Here is a 19,191-nt window from a genome sequence, read left to right on the forward strand (position 1 = left end):
CCCTGCGGGCTGCCATTAGTATGACCGCCATGACGAACCGGATACGGCGCAGGATGGCGGTCGAGCAGCGACGCGAGCAACTGATCGCGGTCGCTCTCGAACTGTTCGGCCATCGCCGCCCGGACGATGTCTCGATCGACGAGATCGCAGCGGCGGCCGGGATATCCCGGCCGCTCGTCTATCACTACTTCCCCGGCAAGCAGAGCCTGTACGAGGCGGCGCTGCGCCAGGCGGCGGACGAGCTCGCGGCGCTCTTCGACGAGCCGCGCGAGGGCCCGCTGGGCGAGCGGCTCGCGCGGGTGATGAACCGGTTCTTCGGCTTTGTCGAGGAGCACGGCACGGGCTTCGCCGCCCTGATGCGCGGCGGCCCGGCGGCCGGGGGCAGCCGGGCGTGTGCGGTGATCGACGGAGTGCGGCGGGCGGCGTACGCCGAGATGCTGCGCCACCTCGGCGTGCAGTCGCCGCCCCCGCGGCTGGAGCTGGCCGTCCGCTCCTGGATCTCCCTGACGGAGACGACGGCCCTGCTCTGGCTGGAGGACCCCCGCGTCCCCCGCGCCGAGCTGGAACGCCAGCTCGTCCACGACTTCGTGGCGCTCACGGCGGTGAGCGCGGCCTACGACGAGGACATGGCGGAGGTCCTCCGCCGCATCCTCGCCGACGAGTCGGACCTCGGCCCCTTCACGGACCTCCTCACCCGCCTCTCCGCACTGGCCCCGCTGCCGGTCTGAAGGGTTCACTTGCCGGCCGACCGGCGTCCCCGCCTCCTGCCGGAGCGGTCCGCCATCGACATCGAGCGGAATCGCACGGGCGTCGCGACCCTGGGGTAGAGGCAGGCGTACATCCGGAACTGGGCGCGCATCACGCCCTGGCCACGCCGGCTGAGCGCGAAGGCACTGCCGTCGGCACGCACGACAAGGTTCACGAAGGACCGGTCGAGCAGGGCGTCCCAGACCTCGTCCTCCTCGGAGACCCGGTGCGGGGCGATGCCTTCCGCGCCCGCGTCCGACAGAGAGACCATCGTGCGCCACTGCTTCGCGCTCATGGCCACCGACAGAAAGTCGCTGAGCCTGTCGGCGGAGCGCACAGGGGCCGTCTCCAGCATTTCGGTGATCCTCCGCTGCCGGGCGCCCGCCTGCTCGGCCGCGCGCTCGCTCTGGGCGTAGGCGGCGTCGAGCCCGGCCATGGCCGCGTCCCTCAGCAGCCAGCGGTAGCGGCTCAGTTCGTGGTTGACCAGTCGGCAGACGACGGTGGGGGCCCGCTGGACGAGTGACCCTATGGCCACCATCCGTGAGTCGTCGGGAGCGACGGCCGTGGGCGCGTCCCGCTCCCGCGCGCTGGTGAAGACCTCCGCCAAGTGGTCGGTGATCTGGGCGCGTCGGGCGATGGCCAGCGGGTGGTGGTGCAGCGCATGGTCGATCTCGGTGCGCGGGACACCGAGGCGGACGGCGAGCAACCGCCGCAGGGTGCCGTCGTCGCGCACGGGTAATCGGGCGAGTCTTTCGATGTCCCGGTAGGTCGTGCGGCTCACGTCCAGGCTCTTCGCGATCTCCGCGGCGGTCAGCCCGGCGTGGACGCGCAGATCCCGCAGAGACAGGTGCCGGGCGTCGGAGGCCGACAACCGGCCCGGGGAAACGTCGAAGACATGGGCGAGTTGGGCGATCCTGGCGGGCTCCGGGACCGAGCGGCCGCGCTCGTAGGAGAGTATCCGGGCCTTGGAGGTGCCCACGCGAGCGGCGAGCGCGGCGGCGCTGAGCAGGCGCCCGTCGACGGATCGGGTGGTACGCAGCACGCGCAGGGCGTCACCGTCGAAGTCCGCACTACCACGCGCCACTGACATCGCCCCCGGCTCCGGCGTCAAGTCGGCTGCCCAAGCTACCGCTTAGGGTCAGTTCGCCGCCACAGCAAGCACTCGCACGGGTCTGCTCCTCGCCCTGGTCAGGACTTTTTTCCTGGTACCGTAAAGGACTAATCCTGGTTCCGTTCGACGCGTACGAGCGGGAGGGTCAGGAGGTCGGCGAGAGCGCCGGCACCGGAGTTCATCCTTGTGCGGGCATGTTGGGCCATGCACATTCGGGGCACTCAAGCGAATACGTACCCAGCACAACACGATGGACCCGCGTCGGTCGCGAGCCAGAGCACGGGTCCACCGGCCGGCTGGGTATCAGCCGGCGGGTGAAGGATCAGTCCTTCACTCGCCGGTGCCATATGTGTCGACGACGAACCGGATGATCCAAAGCAGCGCTTCGACGATCAGCCGGTTCCACCTCCACAGCGACGCGACACCTCGGTTCCGCTCCTCGTGGCAGTGACAGGAGGGGACTTCGGCGCTCCGGCTCCGAGCGTCCGCGCTCGACAGGCCGGAGACATCGTCATCCCGGTCCTGCGACCGTTCGGAGTCAGCCATCTGAACCTCACTTCCTTCCGGGGAACCGGGTCGGTCGACCCGCGCGGAAGCAACCGGCACAGGTTCGGAAGAAAGCTGGGCAAGAGCCTACCCCGCGTCACGAGCCCTCCACGGCGCGCACAGAAAAGCCTTGCGGCGGCGTCAACGGGCAGTGGTCTAGAACTCTTTCGATTGATGCGCCGACACCCCGAACGGCCGCCGATCACTCGATCGTGAATGCCGACGAACCTCGCATACCAAGGTCGCAGTCACCAACCACGTCTGAATCACCGGCTTTTATTACCCCTAAGTAGGGTGGAACCAAGGCGAGCCGCCGAAGAGGAGGGTGTTCATCCTTATAACTTCGCCGGTCAACTCCAGGGCCGCACCGGACAATTAACGGCAGTTGCCCACAGCGCATCCGCCAACGACTACCCTGCCCTTGACTTGTGCGCCGATCATCCCGCGCGCCGGAACACCGCCACCGTGCGCCCCGGCACCGTGAAGGTGCCCGACGTGCCGTCGTACGACGCCGACTTGACCACCGGGTCCGACCCTTGGGCCTGGAGCGGGTGGAGGGCGTACGCCGTTCCGGCGAGGGTGGGGACGCGCTGCGTGAGGCGGCCCGGGGTGGCGTTCAGGACGACGAGCAGGTTGCCGAGCCGCATCGTGATCACGCCCGGTGTCTCGTCCTTGCCGGAGAGCGGGAAGGAGAGGTCCGCCTGGACCCCGGCGGCCGTGGTGTGGCTGAACGCCTGCTCCGTCGTGCGGATCCGCAGCAGGTCGCGGTAGGCCGCGGAGGCCGCCTCGACGGGCGTGCGGCCCGGGAGCAGGGCCGGGTCGGCGAGGAGGGGGCGGGCGTAGGGCCACTTGGCCGCGTTGTCCGCGGCCGGGGGCAGGCCGCGGCCGAAGCCGTTGCCGTCGGTGCGGTCCCAGTGGATCGCGTTGAACCAGTCGCCGCTGTCGAAGGAGTTGCGGTCCAGCGACTTGGAGCGCAGGAGGTCCGTACCGGCCTGGGAGAGCGCGGGCCCCTGGGACAGCGTGGCGGTGGCCATGGCGAGGACCTGCGCGCGGGCCCGGTCGGACGGCGTGGTGCGCCGCGGGAGTTTGAAGGCGAGGGCGTCGTAGAGGGTCTCGTTGTCGTGCGCGTCCACGTAGGCGAGGGCGTCGCCGGGGGCGGCGGCGTAGCCGGCGGGCGCGCCGTTGTAGTCGACGTCCGCGCCGCTGACGCTCCGGCCGGTGGAGTCCGTGAAGCGGTACGCGGCGAGGTTGCCGGACAGGCCCACCTTGATGAGGTCCTGGGCGTGCAGGAGGCGGGCACGCTGTTCCCCGGGGGTGCCGGGGGTCGCGCCGTTGGGGTCGGTGTAGAGGCCGGAGGCGAAGCCCTGGACGCGCGGGTCCGTATCGAAGGGGCCGCCGCCGCGGACGGCGTCGCGGGCGCGGTCGGAGAAGGTCGCGATGCCGGTGCCCGCCATGTTCCTCTGGGTGGCCTGGACGAAGCGGGCGTCGTCCGCGACCTCGCCGAAGTTCCACCCCTCGCCGTAGAGGACGACCGCCTTGCCGTCGACGCCGTCCTTGGCGGGCGTGAGCGCGTCGAGGGCCTCACGCACGGCCAGGATGTTCGCCTTGGGGTGGTGGCCCATGAGGTCGAAGCGGAAGCCGTCGACCTTGTACGCCTTGGCCCAGGTGACGACGGAGTCCACGACGAGCTTGCCCATCATGGCGTGTTCGGGCGCGGTGTTCGCGCAGCAGGTGGAGGTGGCGACGGTGCCGTCGTCCAGCAGCCGCTGGTAGTAGCCGGGGACGACGCGGTCGAGCACGGAACGGGGATCCTGCCCGGACGCGGCCGTGTGGTTGTAGACGACGTCCATGACCGTGCGCAGCCCGGAGGCGGCCAGGCCCTGGACCATCCGCCGGAATTCGAGGGTGCGGCGCGGGCCGTCCGGGTCGGAGGCGTAGCTGCCCTCGGGGACGGTGTAGTGCAGCGGGTCGTAGCCCCAGTTGTACGCGTCCCGGGCGGCCGTCCGCCCCACGCACTCCTGCTGCCGCTCGGAGTCGGCGGGCAGGGCGGCGAGGTCGCAGGCGGGCGTGGCCTGGTCGGCGCGTTTCTCGGGGACGGTGGCGAAGTCGAAGGCGGGCAGCAGGTGGACGTAGGAGGTGCCCGCGTCGGCGAGGCTCCTCAGGTGGCGCATGCCGGCCGAGGTCCGGTCGGTGAAGGCGAGATACTGCCCCGGGTGCGCCGAGGTGCGGTCCGCGACGGAGAAGTCGCGGATGTGCAGCTCCTGGATGTGCGCGTCGCGCAGCGGCACGGCGCGGGGCTTGCGGAGCGTCCGCCAGCCCGGCGGGGCGAGGGCGGGGTCGGCGAGGTCGGTGACCACGCTGCGCGCGGAGTCCGCGGTGAGGGCGGTGGAGTAGGGGTCGGTGACGAGGTTGGTGACCGTCTTCCGCACGGTCGGGGCCCAGACGGTGACCGCGTACCGATAGGGCTTGCCGGTCCACTCCCGGGGGCCGGTGACGCTCCACACGCCGCTGGTGGCGTCGCGTCTCATGGGCACGGTGCGGCCGGCGAGTTCGAGGGCGACGGCTCGCGCGGTGGGGGCCCACAGGGAGAGGGTGGGGCGGCCCTGCCGGAAGACCGGGCCGAGCCGGGCCTTGGCGGCGGACGCGGCGTAGAGGTCGTCGAGGACGCCGGGTATCTGTACGCCGGTGGTGATGTCGTCCGTGGCGGCGACGAGTCGGCCCCGCAGCGCGTCGGCGACGCGTGACCGGTCGCCGGGGGCGATGCGGAAGGCGTCGTAGCCGGCGAGGTGGGGGTACTTCGCGCGCTGGCCGGGGGTGAGCCCGCCGGGCCGCGGGGTGAGGGCGAAGGTGCCGGTGTCGTGGACGATCCGGTGGGGGTGGCCGGGGTCGCCGAGGCTCTTGGGCCAGGCGACGGTGGTGCGGTCGATCCACTGCACGGCGGCTTCGGGCGGGGCGGGGGCGGGGTTCGCGTGGGTGGGGGCGGCGGCTGCGAGTGGCAGCAGGAAGCCGAGGGCCGCTGCCGCGGTGACCAGGCGTCTCATGGGGCTCCTTCACTGTCGGCGGGGCCGGGCGATCGGACGGGGATCTGTCGGAGATCAGGCGGGGGCGATCCGGGATCAGGCGGAGCTCAGGCAGGAGTCAGGCGGGCGCCGGGCAAGGGCCCGGCAGGGATCAGGCGCAGGAGCGGGCGCCGACGTGCAGGGCCAGTGCCGTGTTCGGGGCGAGCGTGGCGGTGAAGGTGCCGTCCTGGGCGACGGCCACCCGACGGCCGCTCTGCACATCGCAGTAGTCGCCCCCCGGCAGGGACGATGTGAAGGTGCGGCTCAGCGCGAACGACTCGTGGTTGACGGCCACATAGCCCTTGTCGCCGCGCCCGAACGCGATCGCCTGGTATCCGTTGTCCCACCAGTTGCCGACCGCCGCGCCCCGCGTCGCGTTGCGGAAGGCCACCATGGACTTGATCTCCGGCCATTTGTGCTGGCACTTCCAGCCGTCCTGCCAACAGGCGGTCACCGAGCCGCCGTTGGGCGGACCGGCGTCGCGGTCGGTGAACTCGTAGCCGGAGTGGACGTCGGGGGAGCCGTAGGGCCAGGCGAGCATGAAGACGTTGGCGAGGGTGTAGTCCGCCCCGTCCTTGTAGCTGAGGGTGTCGCCGTTGCGCTCGGTGTCCCAGTTGTCGGTGAAGACGGATGCCTGACCGCCGGGCAGATACCCCCAGCCCTCGCCGAAGTTCTTCAGATACGCGAGCCGCTCGCCGGTGAAGACGCGCTTGAGGTCGCGCGCGTAGCGGAATTCCTGGACGTCGCCGTTGCGCAGGTATTCGTCCGGCTGGACCGCCTCGCCCGCGCCGAAGATGGTCTCCTGCTTCCAGTAGACGTCAGGTCTGCTCAGCCGGGACTTGATCGCGGCGAGGTCCTCGGTCGCGATGTGCTTGGCGGCGTCGACGCGGAAGCCGTCGACGCCGAGCGAGAGCAGGTCGTCGAGGTAGGCGGCGATGCGGTCGCGTACGCGCTCCGCGCCGGTGTCGAGGTCGGCGAGGCCCACCAGTTCGCAGTTCTGGACGTCGCCGCGGTCGCGGTAGTCGCTGACGGGCTTGCGGCAGCTGTGGAAGTCCCGGTCCTCGTACGTGCCCGGGTAGCCGTACTTCGTATACGCGGTGCCGCCGGTGCCCGTGCCGGAACCGGCCGCCATGTGGTTGACGACGGCGTCGGCGACGACCTTGACCCCGGCGGCGTGGCAGGCGTCGACCATGTTCTTCAGAGCGGCGCGGTCGCCGAGCCGCCCGGCGACGCGGTAGCCGACGGGCTGGTAGGAGGTCCACCACTGCGGGCCCTGGATGTGCTCCTGGGGTGGGGAGACCTGGACATATCCATAGCCGGCCGGACCGAGGGTGTCCTTGCACTCCTTGGCGACGGAGGCGTAACTCCACTCGAAGAGCACGGCGGTGACGTCACGTTCACCGGGGGCCGCCGCCCGCGCGGGCGGGGCGCAGGTGAGGGTCCCCGCGACCAGCGCGGCGATGGCGAGCAGTGCTCCGCGGCCGGTTCCGGGCAGGGCGAAGGGGGGCATGGCGCCTCCTGAGGGGAGTGGCCGGTTCCTGACGAACCGGGACAGAACAGCCTGGTACGGCAACGCACCGCACCCAGCGGGCCGATGAAGGTTCTTGCTCTTCTTGCTGCAACTCCCGGTCCGCACGACCGCGACAACCGCTGCGCACGAGACCGTACGAGGCCGGTAGCCGCCGGTCAACCCTTGGGACACGGTCCGGTTACGACCCGGAAATCTCGCCGTTTCGTTCTTGCAAACCCTTTCGCAAGAGATTGCAGCCTGTTAACTTCCTCCACAGCTCGGGCCGTCCGCGACTGGTCGGCCTCCTTGATGAGGAGATCCATATGCGAAGAGGCATATCGGTTGCGGCCGTCATCGGCGCGCTGGCCCTGACCGCGACCGCGTGCGGCGGTGACGGCGGCAACGACGGCGGCGACGGATCCAAGGCGGCGAACGACCCGGGCAGTGTGAGCGGGACGGTCACCTGGTGGGACACCTCGGACGCCACCAACGAGGCACCGGCCTTCAAGAAGCTGGTGTCGGCCTTCGAGGCGAAGTACCCCAAGATCAAGGTCGATTACGTCAATGTGCCCTTCGACCAGGCGCAGCAGAAGTTCAAGACCGCGGCGTCCACGGGCAAGGGCGCGCCGGACGTGCTGCGCTCGGACGTCGGCTGGACGCCGGGCTTCGCCCAGCTCGGCTACCTCAAGGACCTCACCGGCACGCCCGCGCTGGACAAGCCCGAGGACTTCCTCGACGGGCCGCTGAAGAACGCCGCGTACCAGGGCAGGACCTACGGCGTCCCCCAGGTCACGGACACGCTCGGGCTGCTCTACAACAAGGAGCTCTTCCGGAAGGCCGGCATCGACAAGCCCCCGGCCGACTGGGCCGCGGTGAAGGAAGCCGCCCTGAAGATCAAGGACAGGACGGGTGCCGAGGGCATCGGCCTCAGCCCGGACAGCTACTACTCGCTGCCCTTCCTCTACGGCGAGAAGAGCGACATGGTCGACGTCGCGGACAAGAAGATCACCATCTCCGACGCCGCGTCCGTCAAGGGCATCGAGACCGCCGTCGACCTGGTGAAGTCCGGCGCGGCGCCGAAGCCGGCGGGCACGGACGGCTACAACGCGCTCAAGACGGACTTCAAGAACGGCAAGCTGGCGATGCTCATCGACGGGCCGTGGGCGACGAAGGAGATCTTCGGCGGCGACGCGTACAAGTCGAGGGACAACCTGGGGATCGCGCCGATCCCGGCCGGCTCAACGGGCACGGCGGGGGCGCCGGTCGGCGGGCACAACCTCGTCGTCTACGCGGGGGCGAAGAACTTCGACGCGTCCTACCTCTTCACGCGGTTCATGACCGAGGCCGCCCAGCAGGACTCGGTGTCGTCGGCGATCGGGGTGCTGCCCACGCGGAAGTCGGCGTACACGGCCGAGGTGCTGGCGGATCCGGTGCGGAAGTCTTTCTACGAGGCACTGGGCAAGGCGCACGCGCGGCCGCAGATTCCGCAGGGCGGGGATCTCTTCACGGACTGGCTCCAGCACTACACGAAGATCTTGACGCTGAAGGAGTCGCCGAAGGAGGGGCTGGACGCGACGGCCAAGGCCTGGCAGGGGGCGCTGCTGAAGGACTGGTCGGTGCGGCAGTAGGGGGCGGGGGATTTTTTCCCCACCCCGCCCCTTCCCGTAACCGGGGCTCCGCCCCGGACCCCGGACCCCGGACCGCGCTGACGCGCGTTGTCCTCAATCGCCGGACGGGCTGCGTTTCGCGAACCGTAGCCCGCATGTCCAGCCCGCCTCCGCCCCGGTCACGCCCCCGTCAGAAAGCCGCCACCATGACCGCAGCAGTCTCCGAAACCGGTAGCCCTCCCACGTTGTTCACGCGGCTCCGGCGGTCCTTCGATACGCACTGGTACGCCTGGGCCATGGTTCTGCCCGTGGTCGTCGTGCTGGCGGTGCTCGTCGGGTATCCGCTGGGGCGCGGGATCTATCTGTCCTTCACCGACGCCAACGAGGCCAACGTCGGGCGGACCATCGGCGTCAACCACATCGCGTCGACGTACAGGTCCGTCGGTCTCGACAACTACTGGAAGGTGCTCTCGGGGCAGGAGGGCCACTTCTACTCGCGGCTGGGCTGGACCGTCATCTGGACCGCGTCGTGCGTGTTCCTGCACTACACGATCGGTCTCGGGCTGGCTCTGCTGCTCAACCGGCCGATGCGGTTCCGGGCGCTCTACCGCGTGCTGCTGATCCTGCCGTGGGCGGTGCCGGCGTTCGTCGCGACGTTCTCGTGGCGGCTGATGTTCAACGAGAAGTACGGCGTCTTCAACGCCTTCCTGACCAAGCTCGGCCTGGACCCGGTCGACTGGCTCGGGGACTCGGCACTCCAGAAGGTGTCGGCCGTCGCGGTCAACGTATGGCTGGGCGTGCCGTTCATGATGGTCGCGATCCTGGGCGGGCTCCAGGCGATACCGAGGGAGTTGCACGAGGCCGCCGAGATGGACGGGGCCTCGCCCTGGCAGCGGTTCCGGCACGTCACGCTGCCGGGACTGCGGCCGGTGAGCGGGACCGTGATCCTGCTGGGTGTCATCTGGACATTCAACATGTTCCAGGTGATCTATCTGCTGATCGGACAGGGCGCGAGTTCCGACAGCGAGATCCTGGTGACCTACGCCTACCGCCTGGCCTTCCAAGGGGTGCGCGATTACGCGGGCTCCGCCACCTACGGCATCCTCATCCTCTCGCTGCTGCTGGTCTTCGCCGTCTTCTACCGCCGGATGCTCTCTCGACAGGAGGAGACCACGCGATGAGCTCCACCACCCCACGGGCCCGCGGCTCGCGGTCGCGCGGCGCCTCGGCCGCCCTGCACACGGCGCTGGTCCTCGCGAGCCTGGTCGCGGTCTTCCCCGTGCTGTTCGTCGTCTTCGTCTCGCTGCGCGGCCGCGACGGCTGGCAGGAGCCGACGCGGCTCGTCGGCTTCGGCTTCTCGAACTACTCCCACATCCTGGGCCACACCAAGTTCCTGACCTGGTTCGGGAATTCGGTGATCGTGGCGGTGGGCGCCACCCTGCTCGGGGTGTTCGTCGCGGCGACGGCCGGCTACGCCGTGTCGCGGATGCGCTTCCCCGGCCACAGGCCGCTGATGTGGACCTTCCTGATCGTGCAGATGTTCCCGATGGCGGTGCTGATCGTGCCGCTGTACAACATTCTGGGTGAGCTCGAACTCCTGGACTCCTACACCGGTCTGATCGTGACCTACTGCTCGGTGTCCGTTCCGTTCTGCGCCTGGATGCTCAAGGGGTACTTCGACACCATTCCCGCCGAGATCGACGAGGCGGGCCGGGTGGACGGGCTGAGCCCGTTCGGCACCTTCTGGCGGCTGATCCTGCCGCTCGCCCGGCCCGGCCTGGCCGTCACCGCCTTCTACTCCTTCATCACCGCCTGGGGCGAAGTCGCCTTCGCCACCCAGTTCATGAGCAGCGAGGAGCACTACACCCTCGCGGTCGGGCTCCAGACCTTCGTCGGCCAGCAGAAGGCCGAGTGGGGTCTGATGACGGCCGCGGCGGTCCTGATCACCGTTCCCGCGGCCGCCGTCTTCTTCCTCGCCCAGCGGCACCTGGTCGCCGGGCTGACCGCCGGTGGCACCAAGGGCTGACCCGGCCGGGGGTGCGTCACCGGACGCGCCGGACGCGCGTTGACACCTTCGTACCGCCCGCACCACTCCGTACGGCCCTTCGCACCGCCTGTTTCCGTGACCGCACTTTTCGACCTAGGGAAGTACATGACCCAGGATCTCGCGTCCTCCGTCCGCCCGGCCGCCGACTCCTCGTCCGCGCACGCGGAGGGCTGGTGGCGCAGCGCCGTCATCTATCAGGTGTACGTGCGCTCCTTCGCCGACAGCGACGGTGACGGCATCGGCGATCTGCGGGGGATCCGGCAGCGGCTGCCGTATCTGGCGGAGCTGGGGGTGGACGCGGTGTGGCTGACGCCGTTCTTCGCCTCGCCGCAGGCGGACGGCGGTTACGACGTGGCGGACTACCGCGCGGTGGACCCGCTGTTCGGCGATCTGTCGGACGCCGACGATCTGGTGCGGGAGGCGCACCGGCTGGGCCTGCGGGTCATCGTCGACATCGTGCCCAACCACACCTCCGAGCAGCACGCGTGGTTCCGGGCCGCGCTCGCGGACCGTCCGGGGGGGACGGCCCGCGAGCGCTATCACTTCCGGCCGGGCAAGGGCGTGTCGGGTGAACTCCCGCCCAACGACTGGGAGTCCGTCTTCGGCGGCCCGGCCTGGACGCGCACGCGACTCCCGGACGGCACGCCGGGCGAGTGGTATCTGCACCTCTTCGCGCCCGAGCAGCCGGACCTCAACTGGGAGAACCAGGAGGTCCGGGAGGAGTTCGCCTCCGTGCTGCGGTTCTGGCTGGACCTGGGCGTGGACGGCTTCCGGATCGACGTGGCGCACGGCATGGTCAAGGCGCCGGGGCTGCCGGACATCGGCCGCAAGGAGCAGGCGAAGCTGATCGGCGCGCAGGTGCTGCCGTTCTTCGACCAGGACGGGGTGCACGAGATCCACCGCTCGTGGCGGGCTCTGCTGGACTCCTACGAGGGCGAGCGGATCGGGGTGGCCGAGGCGTGGGCGCCGACCTCGGAGCGGCTGGCGCTGTACGTGCGCCCGGACGAACTGCACCAGGCGTTCAACTTCCAGTTCCTGACGTGCGCGTGGGACGCGGACGCGATGCGCACGGTGATCGACGAGTCGCTGGCCGCCACGCTGTCGGTGGGCGCGCCGACGACCTGGGTGCTCTCCAACCACGACGTGGTGCGGCACGCCACCCGCTACGGCGCCGGTGAGCCGGGGCTGCGGCGGGCGCGGGCGGCGGCGCTGCTGATGCTGGCGCTGCCGGGCTCGGCGTATGTCTACCAGGGCGAGGAGCTGGGGCTGCCGGAGGTCGTGGACCTGCCGGACGAGGTGCGCCAGGACCCGGCGTTCTTCCGGGGCGACGGCCAGGACGGCACCCGGGACGGCTGCCGGGTGCCGATCCCGTGGTCGGGCGAGGAGGCTCCGTACGGCTTCGGGCCGGGCGGCAGCTGGCTGCCGCAGCCCGAGCGGTGGCGGGAGCTGTCGGTGGCGGCGCAGTCGGGCGACCCGCGCTCGACACTGGAGCTGTACCGCTCGGCACTGACGCTCCGCCGTGAACTGCCGGGGCTGGGCGACGGGGAGATGGTCTGGCTGGACGCGCCCGAGGGGGTGCTGGCGTTCTCGCGGCCCGGCTTCGTGTGCACGCTCAACACCCTGGGCGAGGAGGTGGAGCTGCCGGTCCCGGGGCGTCCGGTGCTGGCGACGTCGGCGCTGTCCATCGTCTTCCCGGAGGGGCGCGGCGTGGCCGGCACGGTCCGGATCCCCGCCGATTCCTGCGTCTGGTGGGCAGTCTGAGATGCGACCGGTAAGGTCCACTCCTGTGACCGCCCGGCTTGCCGATATCGCAGCGCAGGCGGGTGTCAGCGAAGCAACCGTCAGCCGCGTCCTCAACGGGAAGCCGGGGGTGGCCGCCGCCACCCGCCAGTCCGTGCTGGCCGCGCTCGACGTGCTGGGCTACGAGCGGCCCGTCCGGCTGCGGCAGCGCAGCGCGGGCCTGGTCGGGCTGATCACCCCGGAGCTGGACAACCCCATCTTCCCGGCGTTCGCGCAGGTCATAGGGCAGGCGCTGACCCGGCAGGGGTATACGCCGGTGCTGGCCACGCAGACGCCGGGCGGCTCGACGGAGGACGAGCTGACCGAGATGCTGGTGGACCGGGGGGTCGCCGGGATCATCTTCGTCTCCGGGTTGCACGCGGACACCTCCGCGGATATGCAGCGCTACGAGCGGTTGCGCGCCCAGGGCGTGCCGTTCGTGCTCATCAACGGTTTTTCGGCCAAGGTGCGGGCGCCCTTCGTCTCCCCCGACGACCGGGCCGCGGTCCGGCTCGCCGTTACCCATCTGGCCGCACTGGGCCACCGGCGGATCGGGCTGGCGCTGGGGCCGCGGCGGTACGTGCCGGTGCAGCGGAAGGTCGAGGGCTTCCTGGCGGCCATGCGGGAGGAGCTGGGGGTGGCGGAGGCCGAGGCGGCGGAGTCGGTCCAGCACTCGCTCTTCAGCCTGGAGGGCGGCCAGGCGGCCGCCTCCGCGCTCCTGGACCGCGGCTGCACGGCCGTGGTGTGCGCGAGCGACATGATGGCACTGGGCGTGGTGCGCGCGGCCCGCAGGCGCGGCCTGGAGGTCCCGCGGGACGTCTCGGTGGTCGGCTTCGACGACTCGCCCCTCATCGCCTTCACCGACCCGCCGCTGACCACGATCCGGCAGCCGGTGCAGGCGATGGGGCAGGCGGCGGTGGGGGCGCTGCTGGAGGAGGTCGGCGGTACGCCGGCGCCGCACAGCGAGTTCGTGTTCCTGCCGGAGTTGGTGGTCCGGGGTTCAACGGCGTCGGCGCCGGGCACGGCCCGTGGCGGAGCGAACACGCCACTGCCCGAACAGGCCCGCACAGACGCGCGTACGGGCGCTCGTACGGTGCTGCCGGATCAGGCGCGAAGCGGCGAAGACCAGTCTTGGGGATGATCTGCCTCAGGCGGCCGTCTGGCAGACTGGTTGGCTATGGGTGAAGCGACAGTAAGGCAACTGGAAGGCCGCGCGGCCGCCCCGCCACCCACCGAGGAGCGAGCGGACCGGCCGTCGGCGGAACGTGCCACTCAGCGAGAACCCGGCTCGTGGAAACCGCGTTCACCGCGTCGGCCGCGCCTGTGGTTCGAGGTGCTGCTCATCGCGGTGAGCTACTGGACGTATTCGCTTGTGCGCAATGCCGTGCCCGAGCAGCGGGCGGCGGCGCTGCGCAACGCCGACTGGGTCTGGCGCACCGAGCAGTCCCTGCACATCGCCGTCGAGCACTCCGTCAACCACGCGGTCAATTCCGTGACGTGGCTGATCGTGGGGATGAACTACTACTACGCCACCCTGCACTTCGTGCTCACCATCGGCGTGCTGGTGTGGCTCTACCGCTGGCACCCCGGCCGTTACGCCGCGGCCCGGCTGGTCCTCTTCGCCACCACCGGCGTCGCGTTGCTCGGCTACTACCTCTATCCGCTGGCCCCGCCACGGCTGATGAACAACGGCGGCTTCATCGACACGGTCGTGGTGCACCACACGTGGGGCTCGATGGCGTCGGGCAATCTGGCCGACATGTCGAACCAGTACGCGGCGATGCCGTCGATGCACATCGGGTGGTCGGCGTGGTGCGGCGTCACCATCGCGATGCTGGCCCGGCCCGTGTGGGTGCGGGTGCTGGGCGCGCTGTATCCGGTGGCGACGCTGGTGGTGATCGTGTCCACCGCGAACCACTTCTGGCTGGACGCGGTGGGCGGCCTGCTCTGCCTGGCGTTCGGCTTCGCGCTGTCCTACGGCTGGTACCGCACGTTCCCGTACCGCCTGGCCCGCCACGTGGCCACGGCGTCGGACTGAGTGCCGGCGTCGGGCCCCGCAGAGGGCGTCAGGCCCCGTAGAAGCGCTCCTCGACGACTGCCCGGGCCCGTCTCGTGACGCGGCGGTAGTCGTCGAGCATCTCCCCCACGTGGCCCGGCTCGTAGCCGAGGTAGCGGCCGACGGCGGCCAGCTCACGGCTGTGCGAGGGGAAGGTGTCGCCGGCCCGGCCGCGGACGAGCATCACGGCATTGCGGACGCTCGTCGCGAGCACCCACGCGTCATCCAGTATGGCCGCCTCCTCCGCGCTCAGCAGCCCGGCCGCGCAGGCCGCGTGGAGGGCCTCGCGGGTGCGGGTCGTGCGCAGGCCGGGCTCGGCCCAGCCGTGGCGCATCTGGAGGAGCTGCACGGTCCACTCCACGTCCGACAGGCCGCCGCGCCCCAGCTTGGTGTGGGTGGTGGGGTCGGCGCCGCGCGGCAGCCGCTCGGACTCCATGCGGGCCTTGAGCCTGCGGATCTCGCGGGCGGCGTCCTCGCCGAGGCCCTCGACGGGGTAGCGCAGCGGGTCGATCAGCTCGACGAACCGCTGTCCCAGCCCGGCGTCCCCGGCGACCGGCCTGGCGCGCAGCAGGGCCTGGCTCTCCCACACCAGCGACCAGCGGCGGTAGTAGGCGGCGTAGGAGGCGAGGCTGCGCACGATGGGCCCGGACTTGCCCTCGGGCCGCAGGTCGGCGTCGACGAGCAGCGGCGGGTCGGTGGTGGGCAGTTGCAGGAGCCTGCGCATCTCGGTGGCGACGGCAAAGGCGGCACGGGCGGCCTCCTCGTCGCCGACGCCGTCGCGGGGCTCGTGGACGAAGAGCACGTCGGCGTCCGAGCCGTAGCCCTGCTCGTGGCCGCCGAAGCGGCCCATGCCGATGACCGCGAAGCGGGCGGGGAGGGTGTCGCCCCACTCGGCGCGCACGGCGGCGCGCAGCGCACCGGCGACGGCGGCGGCGTTGAGGTCGGAGACGGCGGTACCGACGGTGTCGACCCGCAGGTGGGTGTCCTTGATCTCGGGCTCGCGGCCGTGCACAGAGGTGCCGTTGCCGCTCCCGGCGGGTCCGTACGCGCCGATGATGTCGGCGGCGGCGGTGCGGAAGAGCTCGCGGCGGCGCACCCCGCGCACGGCCACGATCGCCGCCTCCGCGCCCTCCGCGCGGCCCACCGCGGACAGCACCTCCTGCTCCAGGGCCTCCCGGCCGCGCGGGCGCAGCCCTTCGGGGTCGCCGAGCAGGGCGACGGCCTCGGGGGCGCGCAACAGCAGGTCGGGGGCGAGGCGGCCGGCGGAGAGCACCCGGGCGAGGTTCTCGGCGGCGGCGCCCTCGTCGCGCAGCAGCCGCAGGTACCAGGGGGTGCGGCCGAGGGCGTCGGAGACCTTGTGGAAGTTCAGCAGCCCGGCGTCGGGGTCGGCGGAGTCCGCGAACCAGCCGAGGAGCACGGGCAGCAGGGTGCGCTGGATCGCGGCCTTGCGGCTCACCCCGGAGGCGAGCGCCTCCAGGTGGCGCAGGGCGGCGGCGGGGTCGGCGTAGCCGAGGGCCTCCAGGCGGTGACCGGCGGCCTTGGCGCTCAGCCGGATCTCGCCGGGCTCCAGTTGGGCGACGGCGTCGAGCAGCGGGCGGTAGAAGAGCTTCTCGTGCAGCCGGCGGGCCTCGCGGGCGTGCTTCTTCCAGACCTTGGCGAGCTCGGCGACCGGTTCGGTGCCGGGCGGCCACTGGAAGGCGCGGGCCAGGGAGCGGCCGAGGCGGCGCCGGTCGGCCTCCTCCTCGGGCATGAGGTGGGTGCGGCGCAGCCGGTAGAGCTGGATGTGGTGTTCGAGGGTGCGCAGGAAGCGGTACGCGGCGTCGAGGGCGGCGGCGTCGGTGCGCCCGACGTAGCCGCCCGCCGCGAGCGCGGTCAGGGCGTCGAGGGTGCCGCCGCCGCGCAGCGTCGCGTCGCTGCGGCCGTGCACCAACTGCAGGAGCTGGACGGCGAATTCGACATCGCGCAGGCCGCCGGGCCCCAGCTTGAGCTCGCGGTCGACCTGGCCGGCGGGGATGGAGGCGATGACGCGGCCGCGCATCTGCTGGACGTCCGCGACGAAGTTCTCCCGCTCGGCGGCCTGCCAGACGAGCGGGGAGACGGCGTCCACGTACTCCTGCCCCAGGGCCGCGTCACCGGCGACCGGGCGGGCCTTGAGGAGGGCCTGGAACTCCCAGGTCTTGGCCCAGCGTTGGTAGTAGGCGAGGTGGCTGGAGAGGGTGCGGACGAGCGGGCCGTTGCGCCCCTCGGGGCGGAGGTTGGCGTCGACGGGCCAGATCGTCCCCTCGGCGGTGACGTCCGAGCAGACCCGCATCATCCGCGAGGCGAGCCGGGTCGCGGCCTGTACGGCGGCGCCCTCGGCGGTGCCGCCGCGGGGCTCCCCCACGAAGATGACGTCGACGTCGGAGACGTAATTGAGCTCGCCGCCACCGCACTTGCCCATGCCGATGACGGCGAGCCGGCAGGCCGCGGCGTCCTCGGGCCGCTCCTCGGCCGCGATGTCCAGGGCGGCGCGGAGGGTGGCCGTGGCGAGGTCGGCGAGCTCGGCCGCGGTCTGGGCGACGTCGGCGGTGCCGCAGACGTCCCTGGCGGCGATGGTCAGCAGGCAGCGCCGGTAGGCGGCGCGCAGCGCGTCGGCGGGCGCGAGCCCGGCGCCCCGCTCACCGCGCACCCCCTCGGTGAGGGCCTTCTCGAACTCCGGTGTCGTGGGGTTGAGGTCGGCCGGTTCGTAGGTGAGGAGGGCGTGCCAGTCGCCGGGGTGCCGGGCGAGGTGGTCGCCGAGCGCCTCGGAGGCCCCCAGCACCCCGAGCAGCCGGTCGCGCAGGGGCTTGGCGGTGACGAGGGTGTCCAGCAGCGTCTGCCGCTCGGCGCTGCCGGTGGCCTCGACGAGTCGTACGAGCCCGTGGAGGGCCAGGTCGGGATCGGCGGTGGCACCGAGCGCGTCGAGGAGCAGGGGGTCGGAGCGGACGGGGGCGAGGACGGGGGTGTCGAGGAGGCGTTCGGCTGTGGCGGTGTCGGTGAAACCGTGGCGCAGCAGCCGGCTGTACGAACTACTGCGACGCCCCTGCGGCACGGTCATGGAATCTTCCTCTCCCCGGCCTGGTCCGTTGGGCTTCCCGGCCGCGGTACGGCATTTCAGCCCGTCCGGCAGCTGAGGCCGCGGGCCGCTTCCGCCGGAGGCGGCGACGGCCCGCACCCGCTGACGTCAGAGAACCGGAAGCATCTTGCGGAGCTCGAACGCGGTCACTTCCGAACGGTACTCCTCCCACTCCTGCTTCTTGTTGCGCAGGAAGAAGTCGAAGACGTGCTCGCCGAGCGTCTCGGCGACCAGCTCGCTGCGCTCCATCAACTCGATGGCCTCGCCGAGGTTCTGCGGCAGCGGCTCGATGCCCATCGCCCGGCGCTCCGCGTCGGAGAGCGCCCAGACGTCGTCGTCGGCGCCGGCGGGCAGTTCGTAGCCCTCCTCGATGCCCTTGAGACCGGCGGCCAGCAGGACGGCGTAGGTGAGGTAGGGGTTGGCGCCGGAGTCGATGGAGCGGACCTCGACGCGGGTGGAGCCGGTCTTGCCGGGCTTGTACATCGGCACGCGGATGAGCGCGGAGCGGTTGTTGTGGCCCCAGCAGATGTACGAGGGGGCCTCGCCGCCCGCGCCCGCGGTGCGCTTGGAGCCGCCCCAGATCCGCTTGTAGGAGTTGACCCACTGGTTGGTGACGGCGGAGGTCTCGGCGGCGTGCCGGAGCAGTCCGGCGATGAAGGAGCGGCCGACCTTGGAGAGCTGGTACTCGGCGCCCGACTCGTAGAAGGCGTTGCGGTCGCCCTCGAAGAGGGAGAGGTGGGTGTGCATCCCGGAGCCGGGGTACTCCGAGAACGGCTTGGGCATGAAGGTGGCCTGCACGCCCTGCTCCAGCGCCACCTGCTTCATCACGAGCCGGAAGGTCATGACGTTGTCGGCGGTGGAGAGCGCGTCGGCGTAGCGCAGGTCGATCTCCTGCTGGCCGGGGGCGCCCTCGTGGTGGCTGAACTCGACCGAGATGCCCATGGATTCGAGCATGGTGATGGCCTGGCGGCGGAAGTCCATGCCCACGTTCTGCGGGGTGTGGTCGAAATAGCCGGAGTTGTCGGCGGGCACCGGCCGGGAGCCGTCGACGGGCTTGTCCTTGAGCAGGAAGAACTCGATCTCGGGGTGGGTGTAGAAGGTGAAGCCGAGGTCGGAGGTCTTGGCGAGAATGCGCTTGAGGACGTAGCGCGGGTCGGCGTAGGACGGGGAGCCGTCGGGCATCAGGATGTCGCAGAACATCCGGGCCGTGCCGGGGGCCTCGGCGCGCCAGGGGAGGATCTGGAAGGTGCCGGGGTCGGGCTTGGCGATCATGTCCGACTCGTACACACGGGCGAATCCCTCGATCGCCGAGCCGTCGAATCCGATGCCTTCGTCGAAAGCCTGCTCCAGCTCCGCCGGGGCGACGGCCACGGACTTCAGATAGCCCAGCACGTCGGTGAACCACAGCCGTACGAACCGGATGTCGCGCTCTTCGAGCGTACGGAGCACGAACTCCTGCTGCTTATCCATAATCCACCTATCCTCGGTCAGGCCGCCCCTTCCCAAGCCGCGGGGCACATCGGGGGCACATGAGCATCCCACCACACGATTTCGGGTGCGTTGCGTACGCGCGTCTGAACGTCTCCGCTCGTGCGGGGGTACCGTCCATGGCCACGGGCCCCTGGAAGAGCATCA

13 protein-coding genes are annotated in these 19,191 nt (G+C 71.1%); 7 read left to right on the top strand and 6 right to left on the bottom strand.

What is annotated here, in order from left to right:
- Positions 1–29: 29 nt before the first annotated feature.
- The gene (locus tag ACH427_RS01755) at positions 30–728 is read left to right on the top strand and encodes a TetR/AcrR family transcriptional regulator (protein ID WP_398867343.1); all 699 of its coding nucleotides are present in this window, start codon (positions 30–32) and stop codon (positions 726–728) included.
- A gap of 5 nt (positions 729–733) precedes the next feature.
- Here ACH427_RS01755 and ACH427_RS01760 read toward each other — a convergent pair whose 3' ends face one another.
- From ACH427_RS01760 to ACH427_RS01775, 4 genes are all read right to left on the bottom strand, one after another.
- Positions 734–1,831 (bottom strand): helix-turn-helix domain-containing protein, encoded by a 1,098-nt coding sequence (locus tag ACH427_RS01760; RefSeq protein WP_398867344.1) that lies wholly within the window; start codon positions 1,829–1,831, stop codon positions 734–736.
- 357 nt (positions 1,832–2,188) lie between these two features.
- Positions 2,189–2,404 carry a hypothetical protein gene (locus ACH427_RS01765; protein ID WP_398867345.1) on the bottom strand — a complete coding sequence of 72 codons (216 nt, stop codon included), beginning with the start codon at positions 2,402–2,404 and terminating at the stop codon, positions 2,189–2,191.
- Positions 2,405–2,841: 437 nt separating this feature from the next.
- Complete coding sequence (pulA, locus tag ACH427_RS01770; protein ID WP_398867346.1) at positions 2,842–5,445, bottom strand: pullulanase-type alpha-1,6-glucosidase; 2,604 nt, start codon at positions 5,443–5,445, stop codon at positions 2,842–2,844.
- Between the two features lie 130 nt (positions 5,446–5,575).
- Positions 5,576–6,973: an alpha-amylase family protein gene (locus ACH427_RS01775; RefSeq protein WP_398867347.1), complete on the bottom strand. Its 1,398-nt coding sequence runs from the start codon at positions 6,971–6,973 to the stop codon at positions 5,576–5,578.
- 323 nt (positions 6,974–7,296) lie between these two features.
- Between ACH427_RS01775 and ACH427_RS01780 the strand changes: the two genes are divergently transcribed.
- From ACH427_RS01780 to ACH427_RS01805, 6 genes are all read left to right on the top strand, one after another.
- Positions 7,297–8,601 carry an extracellular solute-binding protein gene (locus tag ACH427_RS01780; protein ID WP_398867348.1) on the top strand — a complete coding sequence of 435 codons (1,305 nt, stop codon included), beginning with the start codon at positions 7,297–7,299 and terminating at the stop codon, positions 8,599–8,601.
- 185 nt (positions 8,602–8,786) lie between these two features.
- The gene (locus tag ACH427_RS01785; protein WP_398867349.1) at positions 8,787–9,761 is read left to right on the top strand and encodes a carbohydrate ABC transporter permease; all 975 of its coding nucleotides are present in this window, start codon (positions 8,787–8,789) and stop codon (positions 9,759–9,761) included.
- A complete protein-coding gene (locus tag ACH427_RS01790) occupies positions 9,758–10,606 on the top strand; it encodes a sugar ABC transporter permease (protein WP_398867350.1) in 849 nt (282 codons plus the stop codon). Before ACH427_RS01785 ends, ACH427_RS01790 begins: the two co-directional genes overlap by 4 nt.
- 126 nt (positions 10,607–10,732) lie before the next feature.
- Positions 10,733–12,388, top strand: coding sequence for an alpha-amylase family glycosyl hydrolase (locus ACH427_RS01795; protein WP_398867351.1), 1,656 nt, complete (start codon positions 10,733–10,735; stop codon positions 12,386–12,388).
- Positions 12,389–12,413: 25 nt separating this feature from the next.
- Entirely contained in the window at positions 12,414–13,547 is a 1,134-nt protein-coding gene (locus ACH427_RS01800) for a LacI family DNA-binding transcriptional regulator (protein ID WP_398867352.1), read from the top strand.
- 36 nt (positions 13,548–13,583) lie between these two features.
- Positions 13,584–14,444: a phosphatase PAP2 family protein gene (locus tag ACH427_RS01805; RefSeq protein ID WP_398867353.1), complete on the top strand. Its 861-nt coding sequence runs from the start codon at positions 13,584–13,586 to the stop codon at positions 14,442–14,444.
- A gap of 28 nt (positions 14,445–14,472) precedes the next feature.
- Here ACH427_RS01805 and ACH427_RS01810 read toward each other — a convergent pair whose 3' ends face one another.
- Positions 14,473–17,538 carry a bifunctional [glutamine synthetase] adenylyltransferase/[glutamine synthetase]-adenylyl-L-tyrosine phosphorylase gene (locus ACH427_RS01810; protein WP_398867354.1) on the bottom strand — a complete coding sequence of 1,022 codons (3,066 nt, stop codon included), beginning with the start codon at positions 17,536–17,538 and terminating at the stop codon, positions 14,473–14,475.
- Between the two features lie 126 nt (positions 17,539–17,664).
- Complete coding sequence (gene glnA / locus ACH427_RS01815; RefSeq protein WP_361521573.1) at positions 17,665–19,026, bottom strand: type I glutamate--ammonia ligase; 1,362 nt, start codon at positions 19,024–19,026, stop codon at positions 17,665–17,667.
- Positions 19,027–19,191: the final 165 nt, after the last annotated feature.

Source organism: Streptomyces sp. NPDC020379 (assembly GCF_044387105.1).
In the GTDB taxonomy this organism is placed as follows: Bacteria; Actinomycetota; Actinomycetes; order Streptomycetales; family Streptomycetaceae; genus Streptomyces.

Bases quoted from the DNA above. Each gene is read 5' to 3' on its own strand.
- ACH427_RS01755 (WP_398867343.1), top strand. From the start codon at position 30: ATGACGAACCGGATACGGCGCAGGATGGCGGTCGAGCAGCGACGCGAG.
- ACH427_RS01765 (WP_398867345.1), bottom strand. From the start codon at position 2,404: ATGGCTGACTCCGAACGGTCGCAGGACCGGGATGACGATGTCTCCGGC.
- pulA (WP_398867346.1), bottom strand. From the start codon at position 5,445: ATGAGACGCCTGGTCACCGCGGCAGCGGCCCTCGGCTTCCTGCTGCCA.
- ACH427_RS01775 (WP_398867347.1), bottom strand. From the start codon at position 6,973: ATGCCCCCCTTCGCCCTGCCCGGAACCGGCCGCGGAGCACTGCTCGCC.
- ACH427_RS01780 (WP_398867348.1), top strand. From the start codon at position 7,297: ATGCGAAGAGGCATATCGGTTGCGGCCGTCATCGGCGCGCTGGCCCTG.
- ACH427_RS01785 (WP_398867349.1), top strand. From the start codon at position 8,787: ATGACCGCAGCAGTCTCCGAAACCGGTAGCCCTCCCACGTTGTTCACG.
- ACH427_RS01790 (WP_398867350.1), top strand. From the start codon at position 9,758: ATGAGCTCCACCACCCCACGGGCCCGCGGCTCGCGGTCGCGCGGCGCC.
- ACH427_RS01795 (WP_398867351.1), top strand. From the start codon at position 10,733: ATGACCCAGGATCTCGCGTCCTCCGTCCGCCCGGCCGCCGACTCCTCG.
- ACH427_RS01805 (WP_398867353.1), top strand. From the start codon at position 13,584: ATGGGTGAAGCGACAGTAAGGCAACTGGAAGGCCGCGCGGCCGCCCCG.
- ACH427_RS01810 (WP_398867354.1), bottom strand. From the start codon at position 17,538: ATGACCGTGCCGCAGGGGCGTCGCAGTAGTTCGTACAGCCGGCTGCTG.
- glnA (WP_361521573.1), bottom strand. From the start codon at position 19,026: ATGGATAAGCAGCAGGAGTTCGTGCTCCGTACGCTCGAAGAGCGCGAC.